General features: G+C 29.8%; 12 protein-coding genes. All 12 read right to left on the bottom strand.

Annotated features, from left to right (window positions below; all coding sequences use genetic code 11):
- Nucleotides 1-205: 205 nt before the first annotated feature.
- From ppc to IMK15_RS02245, 12 genes are read right to left on the bottom strand one after another with little or no spacing between them, the layout of a single operon-like run.
- Nucleotides 206-2770, bottom strand: coding sequence for a phosphoenolpyruvate carboxylase (gene ppc, locus IMK15_RS02300; protein WP_192941738.1), 2565 nt, complete (start codon nt 2768-2770; stop codon nt 206-208).
- A gap of 6 nt (nt 2771-2776) precedes the next feature.
- The gene (locus tag IMK15_RS02295; RefSeq protein WP_046328954.1) at nt 2777-4360 is read right to left on the bottom strand and encodes a DEAD/DEAH box helicase; all 1584 of its coding nucleotides are present in this window, start codon (nt 4358-4360) and stop codon (nt 2777-2779) included.
- On the bottom strand, nt 4350-5231 hold the full coding sequence (ylqF, locus tag IMK15_RS02290; RefSeq protein WP_192941737.1) for a ribosome biogenesis GTPase YlqF: 882 nt from the start codon (nt 5229-5231) through the stop codon (nt 4350-4352). The genes IMK15_RS02295 and ylqF overlap by 11 nt, the downstream gene beginning before the upstream one ends.
- On the bottom strand, nt 5224-5898 hold the full coding sequence (gene rsmI, locus IMK15_RS02285; RefSeq protein WP_192941736.1) for a 16S rRNA (cytidine(1402)-2'-O)-methyltransferase: 675 nt from the start codon (nt 5896-5898) through the stop codon (nt 5224-5226). The genes ylqF and rsmI overlap by 8 nt, the downstream gene beginning before the upstream one ends.
- Entirely contained in the window at nt 5898-7199 is a 1302-nt protein-coding gene (locus IMK15_RS02280; RefSeq protein WP_192941735.1) for a S41 family peptidase, read from the bottom strand. Before IMK15_RS02280 ends, rsmI begins: the two co-directional genes overlap by 1 nt.
- Nucleotides 7189-7938 (bottom strand): TlyA family RNA methyltransferase, encoded by a 750-nt coding sequence (locus IMK15_RS02275; protein WP_192941734.1) that lies wholly within the window; start codon nt 7936-7938, stop codon nt 7189-7191. The genes IMK15_RS02280 and IMK15_RS02275 overlap by 11 nt, the downstream gene beginning before the upstream one ends.
- Nucleotides 7935-8381, bottom strand: a complete 447-nt coding sequence (locus IMK15_RS02270) for a divergent PAP2 family protein (protein ID WP_192941733.1) — start codon at nt 8379-8381, stop codon at nt 7935-7937. The genes IMK15_RS02275 and IMK15_RS02270 overlap by 4 nt, the downstream gene beginning before the upstream one ends.
- Nucleotides 8374-8700 (bottom strand): YhbY family RNA-binding protein, encoded by a 327-nt coding sequence (locus tag IMK15_RS02265; RefSeq protein ID WP_046328959.1) that lies wholly within the window; start codon nt 8698-8700, stop codon nt 8374-8376. Before IMK15_RS02265 ends, IMK15_RS02270 begins: the two co-directional genes overlap by 8 nt.
- Nucleotides 8687-9403 (bottom strand): 23S rRNA (guanosine(2251)-2'-O)-methyltransferase RlmB, encoded by a 717-nt coding sequence (gene rlmB, locus IMK15_RS02260; protein ID WP_046328960.1) that lies wholly within the window; start codon nt 9401-9403, stop codon nt 8687-8689. Before rlmB ends, IMK15_RS02265 begins: the two co-directional genes overlap by 14 nt.
- Entirely contained in the window at nt 9400-10668 is a 1269-nt protein-coding gene (gene murA / locus IMK15_RS02255; protein WP_046328961.1) for a UDP-N-acetylglucosamine 1-carboxyvinyltransferase, read from the bottom strand. The genes rlmB and murA overlap by 4 nt, the downstream gene beginning before the upstream one ends.
- Nucleotides 10661-11263 carry a DUF1694 domain-containing protein gene (locus IMK15_RS02250; protein ID WP_084710368.1) on the bottom strand — a complete coding sequence of 201 codons (603 nt, stop codon included), beginning with the start codon at nt 11261-11263 and terminating at the stop codon, nt 10661-10663. The genes murA and IMK15_RS02250 overlap by 8 nt, the downstream gene beginning before the upstream one ends.
- A gap of 34 nt (nt 11264-11297) precedes the next feature.
- Nucleotides 11298-12302 (bottom strand): PTS transporter subunit EIIC, encoded by a 1005-nt coding sequence (locus IMK15_RS02245; RefSeq protein ID WP_192941732.1) that lies wholly within the window; start codon nt 12300-12302, stop codon nt 11298-11300.
- Nucleotides 12303-12610 lie beyond the last annotated feature (308 nt).

Genomic DNA, 12610 nt, shown 5'->3' with positions numbered 1-12610 from the left:
TTTTAAATCGAAAGGATAACAATGCTAACATTAGAAGATTTGCCTAAATTAAAAATTTTTGCTGATAATTCAAATATTAAAAAGTTAATTTCTCTAAAATTGCTAAAGAATTAGGAAAAGATAGAAGAACAATTTACTACATCAGTAATTTATGGAATTACTTAAACAAAAAAGCAAGCATACTTTCATACACTTGCTCATTTTCTCACCCTGAATTTCTTAGACCTGTTGCAATTCCATTTATACATGTATGTATTGCCTTTATTAGGTCTTCGTCATCCATTCCTTCTCTTCCTTTTTTCAATAGCTTAATTTGTAAGTTATTTAAAGCGTTAAAGTATGGCATTCTATTTTCTAGGCTCTTTTTTAATTCTAAATTATCTTCTAATAGTTCTTTCTTTTCTGATACTTCAAGTATTAACTTCTTAGTTAGGTTATATTCCTCTAATATATCATTAAAGATCTTTCTTGCATTTTCCTTATCATCAGCTAATTCTATATATTCTCTAGCTATATCCATATCTGTCTTAGCTAAAAGCATATCTACATTAGATATTTGTGTTCTAAAGAATGGGAATGTCTTATACATTTCCTTTAATTTGCTCATATCAGCACTTTTTAGAGCTGTACCTAGTCCATACCAACCTGGTAGCATTATTCTTGCTTGTGACCAAGAGAATACCCATGGTATAGCACGAAGATTTTCTATGCTTCTACCTTGTTTTCTAGAAGAAGGTCTTGAACCTAAGTTCAACTTAGATATTTCTACAATAGGTGTTATTGTGTAGAAGAAGTCTATAAAGCCTTTTGTTTCAAATACCAAACTTCTATATTTTCTATAACTAATATCCGACAAGTCTTTTAATATATTTTCATAATCTTTAAAGTCTTTTTTTGTATTACTCATGCTAACTTCAAGACTTGAAGTTACTAATGCTTCAAGGTTATATATCCCATTGTTATAGTTTCCGTATTTAGCTTCTATTATTTCACCTTGTTCAGTTAATCTAATCTTACCCTTTATACTTCCACTTGGTTGAGCAAGTATAGCTTCATAACTAGGTCCACCACCACGTCCTACTGTTCCTCCTCTACCATGGAAGTAACTTATACTTACTCCATATTTTTCACCTAATTCTATCAAATTCTTTTGTGCTTGATAAAGTGAAAAACTAGATGTTAGATATCCACCATCCTTATTACTATCTGAATATCCCAACATTATTTCTTGTTCATTGTTGTTTTTCTTTAATAGTTCCTTAACTAAAGGAATATTAAACCATTTTTCCATTACTTTAATAGAATTTTGTAAGTCTTCTATAGTTTCAAATAAAGGAACTATATTAACATCCAAATTAGCTTCCTTTAAGAATATTAATGCTTCTAACATATCTGAAACACTAGTTGTATGTGATATTATATTATGCTTTATTACATCTTTTCCAAACATATCATGCATTTTTTTAGCTGTTGTATATATATCTAATTCTTGCTTTAACAAATCGCTTTTAGGTATATTATCACTTGATAAAGGTCTTGGATCATTTTCTAATATATTTAGTAGTAGTTTACACTTTTCATCTTCATTTAAATTTAGATAATCTTTATGTATATTAGCAGATTTCAATAATTCATCCACACATTTTTCGTGTATACTTGAATCTTGTCTTAAGTCCACTGTAGATAAGTAGAATCCAAACACTTTAACTGCTGTTATTAATCTTTCTAGTGTACCTTTTACTAAAATTTCACCACTGTATTTCTTTATTGAATCTTCAATTTTTTGTAAGTCGCACAAGAACTCATTACTATCCTTATACCCTTCTAAATCTGTATTATCAGGCATAGTAGTTGTATCTAGTTCTAGCATATATGCTGTTGCAATTATTCTGTCTTTAATATAGCTAATGGCTCTTCTATATGGTTCTTTTTGTCTATGTATAGATAAATCATGTGACTTATCTACTAATTCTTGTACTTCTTTAGAATAATTTACAAGTTCATAACTCATAGAAAATTCACGGTACAACTTAGACAACTTAGAAATATATTCATTAAATATTACACCACTTGCCATCTTTATTGTCTTATTCAATGTATGTGCTGATACATAAGGATTACCGTCTCTATCTCCACCTACCCATGTACCTATTCTTACAGGAATTACAGTCTTTTTAATTCCATATTCTCTAGCTAATTTATTATACTTTAAAATTAAATCAGGTATTGCAGACAAGAATGTTGTGTTATAGTAACTCATAATATTACTAATTTCATTATCTACTCTTAATTTTGTACTTCTTAAAGTATCTGTTTGTAGTAAAATATTGATATCTCTTTTTAATGCTGTCTCCCATTCATTTCTATCAATCAAATTACTCTTAACAGCATCATATGCCTTAATTAAATCATATATATTTGCCATTAAATCTAGTATACTTTTTCTTTGTATTTGTGTTGGGTGTGCTGTTAACACTGGTGTTACTTCTATTCTTTCTATTGCTTCCCTTTTTTTCTTGTTTAAAAAAGCATGTTCTAGATTTTCTCTTTTTATCTTGCCCTGATTTTTCTCACATATCATTTTCTTAGATGATATTGCATCTTCTGCTATATTAATTAAAAGTGGTATAAATGCTAAAACTCTCGATAATTCATATGCTTTCTCGTATGGAATATTATCGATATTTTGTGTTAATGCCGCTTTTTGTATATCCTTGTCTTTCAAGGAATTAATTAATGTATTAACCAAAATTTCAATTTCTTCACTCATTTCATATTACCTTCTACCTTTTTTTGATTTTGACTTCCCATTTGATATTTCTACTATAGGTTTTTTTGCATCTTTTCTATTCATTGCCTTCATTATTTCTTCTGCTTCCTTGAATGGAACAGTGATAAATGAAAACTTATCCATAATCTTTATGTCCCTTATCTTTCTACCTGGAACTTTTGCTTTTTTATGTAATAGTTCTAGTAGTTTTGATGGTTTCATACCATCTCTTTGTCCTAGGGCTATGAACAGACGAGTTTTATCGTCTACTTTTATGCTCACATCTTTTATTTCGTTATAGTTTTCCTTTAAGAATTCATCATCATATACATGTCTTAATAGTGATGCTACAATTACATCATGATTTCTATTTGACAGTATCTTTCTTGCTAAATCCATATATTGACCATAGTCATCTTCTAACACTATTTCATCTATACTTGCTAATAGATTTTCTTTCTTAGCTTCTAATATTTGTTCTACATTAGGAACACTTTCTTTAACTATTTCAGATTTTGTTAGACGTTTAATTTGTAGTAACTTATTAATTTCCTTAGGTGTTACAAATGTTACAGCCACTCCCTTTTTACCAGCTCTTCCTGTTCTTCCTATTCTATGAACATAGGCTTCTGGTTCTTGTGGTATAGAGTAGTTTATTACATGTGTTAAATCTGATACATCTATTCCTCTTGCTGCTACATCTGTTGCAACCAATACATTTAATATTTTTTGTTTGAATAAATCTAGTGTCTTTTCTCTTAGACCTTGTGTAATATCTCCATGTATACATTCAGCACTATATCCTCTTGCCTTAAGTTTTTTAGTTACTTCATCTACATCTTGCTTAGTCTTACAAAATACTATTCCATAAAAGTCTGCCCTATAGTCTAGTACTCTACATAATGCTTCAAACTTATCATCTGGTCTTACTTCAAAGTATATTTGCTTTGTTAAATTAGTTGTTAACTCTTTCTTTTTAACCTTTATCTTCTTAAAGCTAGGCATAAACTCTTTTGCAATAGCTAATATTTCATCTGGCATAGTAGCTGAGAAGAACAACATTTTCTTATCATCATTAGTACTTTTTAAAATTTCCTTTATGTCGTCTATAAATCCCATATTAAGCATTTCATCAGCTTCATCTAATATGAAATATTCTAATTGTTTTAATTTCAATGCCTTCTTATTTATCATATCCATTACACGCCCAGGTGTCCCAACAACTATATCCACACCTTTTTTTAATGATCTTAATTGTGTTTCTATTGATGCTCCACCATATACTGCAAGTATACGGATATCCTTATCACCCTTTAGTGAATATATTTCTTCTGATACCTGTACAGCTAATTCTCTAGTTGGTGTTAAAATTAAAGCCTTTACATCTTTTGTAGGTTCTAAAAGTTCTAGTATAGGCAGTGAAAACGCTGCTGTTTTACCCGTACCTGTTTGTGCTTGACCTATTAAGTTAGTACTCTCTTTTAAAAGTTCGGGTATAACTAACTTTTGTATTTCTGTTGGCTCAGTAAATCCTTTCTCCATAATCGCTTTTAGCGTAGATTCGCTAAGTCCTAATTCATTAAATTTCATCTATTTCCTTTCTTGGTAACTCAAGGAAGAATTTTCCTAATTTTCCTTGTCTATAATCTTTTAAAATTCTTTTTGAAACTTGTTCATAATCAAATTCCTTTGTGTTAATTAACAATCTGTTCTCTATTTTTTTTAGTAAGACATGATAATCATCATCACCTTCTTCTATTCCATATACACTATATACATTACCTAATATTTCATATTCCTTCATCTTCTTAAGTAATTCTATACATACTTCTTCTATAGGTAGCACATCATCTTTTATTGATCCTGTTATGGCTAAGTTTACTGCTACACTATGACTATCAAATTTAGGCCATAATACACCTGGTGTATCTAGTATGAAGAAATTATCATCTACATTTATCCATTGTTTACCTCTAGTAAAACCTGGCATATTACCTACTCCAGCTTTACTTTTACTTGACAGCCTATTTATTAGTCTAGACTTACCTACATTTGGTATGCCTGCTATAATAGAACGGATTTGTGTTTTTCTTAAACCTTTTTTAGCTACTTTTTCAAGCTTTTTATTGTATAATTCCTTTATCTTACTCTTAATATCTTTAATATTCATTCCTTTTTCTGCACTTATGGGAATAATGTAGTCGGCTGTATTAGTTTTTAAAAAATATTTTTTCCATATATCTAATTTATTTTTATCCACTAAATCAACCTTGTTTAGTAAGACTATTCTTGTCTTATTCCCCACTATTTTCGATATTTCAGGATTTCTACTTGATAATGGTATTCTTGCATCTAATATTTCTAATACCACATCAACTTGCTTTATTTCTTCGCTAAACATATCCATAGTTTTTTTCATATGCCCTGGATACCAGTTTATGCTTGTTTTATCACTATTCATCCTTATCACAAAGTCCTTTTATTATCAACACCATTTCGCCTTTTAGAGGTTTTTTCTCTACCTTATCTATTAAATCTAATACCTCTCCTCTAATAACTTGTTCGTAGACTTTAGTTAATTCCCTTGCAATAACTATATGTCTATTCCCTAAGTAGCTATATATATCTTTTAAAGTTTTAAGTAGTCTATTTGGTGATTCAAGAATGATAATAGGGCGTTTTTCCTCTTGTAGGCTTAAGAATAGAGTTTGTCTACCCTTCTTTTTAGGTAAAAATCCCTCATACGCTATTCTTCTCATACTATACCCAGATATACTAGCTGCACTTAAAATTGAAGAAGGTCCAGGTACAGTAACCACCTTTATACCCTCTTTCAATGCCTCATTTACCAGCTCATATCCTGGATCTGATATACAAGGCATACCAGCATCTGTAACTATCGCAATATCCTTATCTTCTTTTAATAGGTTGATAATATTTGGAATTTGATGCATTTTGTTATGTTCATGATATTGGTATATAGTATTCTTTATTTCATAATGATCTAATAGTTTTCTTGTTACTCTCGTATCTTCTGCGAAGATATATTCAACCTCTTTTAATGTTCTAACTGCTCTAAAGCTAATATCTTCTAAATTCCCAATAGGAGTACCTACAACGTATAACATTACTTACCTTCCTTTAAATATTCAATAGCTCTTTTTAACTGAGTATCTCCTTCTTTAATCATCTTGTCTGCTTCTTTTTTACCATGTATTTCAACTAATAGTTTTTCTATTTCTTTCATTCTATTTTTCTTTGCTTGTTCTGTTTCTGAGCTATATCCCTTACTTGATAATAGAGTTTCCATCTTTACTGTAATATCTGGTTCTATTCCTTGTTTATTAATATTTTTACCCTTAGGTGTGTACCATTTAGCAATAGTAATTTTTAATGCATCTCCTGATCTAAATGGTAATATATTTTGTGCAACACCCTTACCATAAGTCTTTTCACCTATTATTTTCGCTCTGTTATAGTCCTTAAGTGTACCTGTTAATATTTCTGATGCTGATGCACTTCCTTTATTAACCAACACTACCATAGGCCCTGTATATATTTGCTTATTTGTTCTCTTAAATACTGTTTCATTACCATTTTTGTATTTTAAGCTAACAATATTGTCTTCCTTAACAAATAGAGAGGCTAAGTCTACAGCTTCCTTAAGTGATCCCCCTGGATTAGTTCTTAAATCAAAGATTAATTCTTTCATACCCTTAGATTGAAGATCCTTTATTGCATCATCTATTTCTTTTGCTATACCTTCACCAAATTGAAGTAAACTAATATATCCAATATTCTTATCTAACATCTTGTATTCAACATTATCTAATTTAATATTATCTCTTACTAGAGTAATAACTAGAGGTTTTTTAAGTCCCTTTCTTACTACTTCAACAGTAACACTAGTTCCTTTTTTACCTTTTAACATCTTAGAAGTTTCTGTTGCTGTTTTATCACGTATATCTTGATTATCAACTTTAGTTATTCTATCCCCTATTTGTATACCTGCTTTAAATGCTGGTGAGCCTATAAAGGGTGATATTACTTCCATTGATTCACCTTTTTGTTTTCTAATTGACATACCTACACCTGAATATGTACCATTTAAACCTTCATTCAAGTCTTTAAATTCTTCTTTAGATAAATATTCTGAATATGGGTCATCAAGATCTGACAATATTCCTCTTAAAGCTGCTTGATATTGTCCATCAAGTGTTAATTTCTTATCACCAACCCATATTTCATTAACAGTATTAATAGTTTCAATTATTTTTTGTAATTGTGTAATATCCTTAAAACTTGCCTTATTTGAAGATGTCGCACTTAAAGGCATCGTAGTTGTTTTAGCATTGCAATATTTTGAAACACTTACTGTCATCAATATTCCAGCTAAAAAGCATAAAAAATATCTTATCTTACTTTTCATTTTGTTCCTTTCTAACATAAAGTAAATATTCAACATTTCCTTTTGTTCCTTTTATAGGGGAAGTTTCAACGCCCAATATATTAAAACCTTTATCTAAAAAACAATTTACAACTTTTTTTATTGCCATATCATGAGCATCTTTATCCCTAACTATTCCATTTTTACCTATATATTCTCTTCCTACCTCAAACTGTGGTTTAATTAAAAGTACAGCTTGTGCATCGCTCTTACTAAGTAAATATACATAATCAACTATTTTTGTTAGAGAAATGAAGGAAACATCTGCTACTACTATATCTGCTAACCCTTTTACTAGCATATCTTTTGTAACCTTATTAATATGCATATTTTCTATACTTAATACTTTTTCATTCTGTCTTAGGGTATAGTCCAATTGATTTGTACCAACGTCTATACTATACACAAAGCTTGCACCGTGTTGTAAGCTACAATCTGTAAAGCCTCCAGTTGATGCTCCAATATCTAATACTATCTTATCATTAAAGTCTATATCAAAGCGTTTTATAGCCCCCTCTAACTTAAGTCCTCCACGACTAACATAGGCTAATTTTTCTTTTATTCTAATACTTTTAATATCTTCTTCCTTAAACATAGTACCAGCTTTAGTTACAGCATGTTCGTTGATTATGACATTTTCTGCCATAATTTCCCTTTTTGCTTTTTCTCTTGTACTAAAATATCCTTTTTCACAAAGTATTAAATCTAGTCTCTTTTTCATACTAAATATCCTTTTAATATTACTGTTATTATTATACCCAATAAGCAACCCATAAACACTTCAAAAGGAGTATGTCCTAAAAATTCTTTAAATGATTTAAATTCTTCACTTTTGAATATATCCTTGTCACTAGATATTATCTTATTAAGTGCCTTTGCGTGCTTACCTGCTTCTCTTCTAATACCTGTTGCATCATACATTACTACAGTTGCTAATACAAAGGTTATTGAAAATAGGGGGCTTGCAACTCCATACACCAATGCCATTGCTGTACATAGTGAGCTAACACTAGCAGAGTGTGAACTGGGCATACCACCTGTTTCAAATATTTTTGAAAAATCTGGTGATTTACCCTTTAACATAGGCATAAATATTTTTAATCCCTGTGCTATTACTACAGACAGAATTACGATTAATAATATATTATTTCTATTTTTATCCATTTCTATTTCTCTTTCTAAATTCTAAGAAATCGCTTGTAATCTTACCTTTTTTATTTTCCTTAAAGAATATCATAGTATGCCCTATATCATATACTGCAACACATTTTGCATACTCTTCTATTTCTTTTTGTAAATCACGTGTAATTATCTCATCTGAATTAGATAATATTTTAATTTTAATTAATTCCTGCTTTGTTATCGCCTTATTAATACTATCTAAAACAGTTTCATTTAACCCTTGTTTACCTATTCTTACCACTGGCTCTATATCATGGGCTAATTTTCTTAAATAATTTCTTTCTTTACTACTTAACTTCATTTTGCTCCTCTTGCATTTTAGCTAAAAATATACCCGTTGCAACACTTACATTTAATGAATTAATTTTTCCTAATAAAGGTATCTTAACTATCATATCACTATGTTCTCTTACTTTTTTTCGTATACCATTACCTTCATTACCTACAACTAAGACTTTCTTTTTAGCATATTCTATCTTATCGTATTGTTTATCGCCTTCACCTGCTGCAGCATAAACAAAATATCCATATTTTTTTAACTTATCTATTGTATCAGAAATGTTTACAACTTGTACTATATCCATATGTTCTATTGCACCAGCAGATGATTTGATAACAGTTTCAGTTACCTTAACATTATTTCTATCTTGTATTATTATACCCCTAACTCCAAAGCACTCACACGAACGAATTATGGCACCAAAATTACCTGGGTCTTGTATTTGATCTAGTATAACTATTAATGACTCATCATGTATTAATTCTTTTTCTAAAAAAGCTTCTAAAGTTGTATAATAGTCGTATTCTAATAAGTATCCTACTATACCTTGTGAATTATCAAATCTTTTATTGGTATAGTTTATCTTAATATTATTAGTACTTGCTATTTTTAATAGTTTTTTTATACTCTCTTTTTTTATACCTGTATATATTTCTATCTTTTCAAAGCTTTTACCACTATCAAGTGCTTCTATTATTGGATTCATACCTATTATTTTCTTCATATTTCAAATTTCTCCCTCTTAATATCTGCACCTAATTTTATTAGCTTTTCTTCTAATTTTTCATATCCTCTATCTACATGATAAATTCTATTTAACCTAGTTTGTCCTCTTGCAACTAGCCCTGCTATAACTAAAGCTGCTCCTGCTCTTAAATCAGATGCCATAACATCTGCACCACCTAGATGGTCTACACCCTCAATTATTGCAGTATTGTGATGTATCTTAATATTTGCACCCATTCTATTGAATTCTGCAACGTGCATAAACCTATTTTCAAATACAGTTTCTTCTATTTCACTCTTTCCTTTAATTAAGGCTAGTAAAAGCATTGTTTGTGCTTGTGCATCTGTTGGAAAACCTGGATGTGGCATAGTGATAATATTTGCAGGTTTCAAATCTTTTACCTTACCTATTACTTTTAATATATTGCCATCTTTAACAAATTTAACCCCCATAGATTCTAATTGTGACTTAAATATTCCTAAATCTTCTAAGTTTCCGTTCTTTATATACATCTGTCCTTCTGTAACAAGAGATGCTATTACATAAGTTGCTGTTTCTATTCTATCTGGCATTATACTATATTCCACAGCATGTAATTTTTCTACACCCTCTATTTCTATTTCATCTGTTCCAAGACCTTTAATTTTAGCTCCCATTTTAATTAAGAACTTACCTAAGTCAACTATTTCTGGTTCTTTTGCTGCATTGATTATTCTAGTTGTACCTTTTATCTTAGTTGCAGCTATTAAAATATTTTGTGTTGCACCTACTGATGGGAAACTTAAAACTATATCATCACCTTTTAAATTGCTAGAATCTACATACACATAACCATGTTCTTGTATAATCTTAGCACCTAATTTTTCGAATCCAAATAAGTGTAAGTCCACAGGTCTTGAACCTATAGAACAACCACCAGGTAATGAGATTATTGCTTCATCAAGATTTGCAACCATAGGTCCCATTACTAAAAAAGATGCTCTCATCTTTTTTACTATTTCATATTCTGCCTTATTATTTGTTATTCCGTTATTTAAAATTTCATATTCATGATCACCAATTTTTGTAACTTTTAATCCCAATGATTCTAAAAGTTTAAATAGAACACGTATGTCTGATAGATTAGGTACATTCTTTATTGTATACTTACCTTTTTCAATTAGTGTTGCTATAATTATCGGCAATGCTGCATTTTTTGCTCCACTTACTTCTATAACTCCATTTAAAGGTTTTCCTCCTGTTATTACGAATCCATCAACCATATATCTTTCCTCCTAATTTTTCTTCTAATGGGCATTTTTCTCCACAAAGTTTATCAAAAAAACTTAGCTCCATGTATTGATCTTTTAACTCTGGTAAAAGCTTTTTTACTATTTTCATATATCTATGACTTATCTTTTTACCTAAAGCCTCATAATATACAATAGGCATACCTCTTTCTTTAATAATTTCTAATCTAGATTTAACAACGGGATCTTTTTTTCTATCTACTGCATCATCAGCACACACAACAAGACATATGTCGCTTTGATAAGATAATCCATCTACTATTTTACAACTTACCCCATAAGTTTTAGCTAAATCTATGTATTTTTTTAAGAATTTCATATCTACTTTTCTTGATAAAATCATTTTAGTTGCTATTTTCTTCTCCAAAGCCTTAGAGACCTCAGGGTAAGCTAACTTTTCTTCTACTTCCTCCTTAGTTAGTGCAACTATAACCCTTTCTTTATATATCCCTAAGAATTGATTTTTTTCATAAAAAGCTTTTCCAACTCTTTCTCTCTCTTTTTCTAATTTTTTTAACACATCATTTTCTAAATTTTCCATAAGTAAATAGTAACATAAAAGCGTCATAAATGCAATAAAAATAAGCTACACATAAAGGTAGCTATTGTTTATTTTTATTCAAAAAAATTGTGATTATAAAGGGAATAAAAAACGCTAATATTAGGCCTATAAAAAATTCTAACCACTTTGCTACAGGGATAGCTATGAACCCTAGTACACTAGATATACCTAATGTAAATGCTAATATGTGATTGTATGAAATGTATATAGATGCTATCATACTTCCTATTAAAGATGCATAGAAAGCTTTTCTTTTCTTTAAAGTTACACCAAACATTGCAGGTTCAGTTATACCCATTAGGGCTGAAAACATTGCAACTTTTTGTACATTTTTTTCTTTTTTATCTTTTTCTGTTAACATAACAGCTAAAACTGCACCTGCTTGAGAAACATTAGACATTATTGCAATAGGTGTGATAAAAGTACCACCTGTCTTTGAAATTTCAGCTATTAATTGTGTTTCTATAGGTAAAAAAGCATGATGTAGGCCTGTTACAACTAGAGGTGCATATATTAACCCTAGTATCCCACTACCTATATATCCAAATTTTGTATAGATATAGCAGATGAATTTGGTTAACATCTCCCCTAAGTTATATAACATAGGTCCTAAAAGGAAAAAAGTCAACCCACTTGTTATAACTATAGCTATAAGGGGAATAACCATTTCGCCAACATTTCCTAATATATATTTTTTTAAAAATTTTTCTATCTTAACTTGAATGTAGCATAAAACTATTATCGGTAATACTGTTGCAGTATAATTTACATGATAAGTCGTATAGCAACTTTCACTTACTAATATTAGTCCCAAACTTGCACCTAAATACACATTACCACCATACGCTTTTGCTGCAGAATAGCCTAGTAGGACTGGTAATAGCATCAATGGTGCTTGTGATACAACAAAAAACATATCATGTAAAAAAACTAATTTTGGAAAGTGTAATAATATCTTAGCTACACCACCTAATAACCCACATATTAGAAATATGGGGATTATAGGGATAAATATATCGCTTAATTTTGTAATAATTTTTTTCATATTTCCTCCAAGTATATTATACTAGTTTTAAAATCGAGTAGGGACTAAAATATAGCCCCCATCACACCACTGTACGTGCCGTTTAGCATACATATGATAGCATATCTATCTATTTTTTTATACTTTTTCGTCATTTAATTATACAGTTTTTACTTTTCAATTTTTTTGTTTTAATATAATTTGCTTAAATTTGCTCTTCTAAGCTCCAAAATCAAAAAAGGGGTGCTTTTTTGTACTGCACCCAAAATCTTGGACACAAGATTGGAGGTGCAGTTTTTTTATGAGTAAACTTACAAGAAAAGATAAAA

The sequence above is a fragment of the Sneathia sp. DSM 16631 genome (genome assembly GCF_014892235.1).
GTDB classification, from domain to species: Bacteria; Fusobacteriota; Fusobacteriia; order Fusobacteriales; family Leptotrichiaceae; genus Sneathia; species Sneathia vaginalis.
The sequence above is the reverse complement of the archived record's forward strand: the minus strand, read 5'-3'. Positions and strand labels throughout refer to the sequence as shown.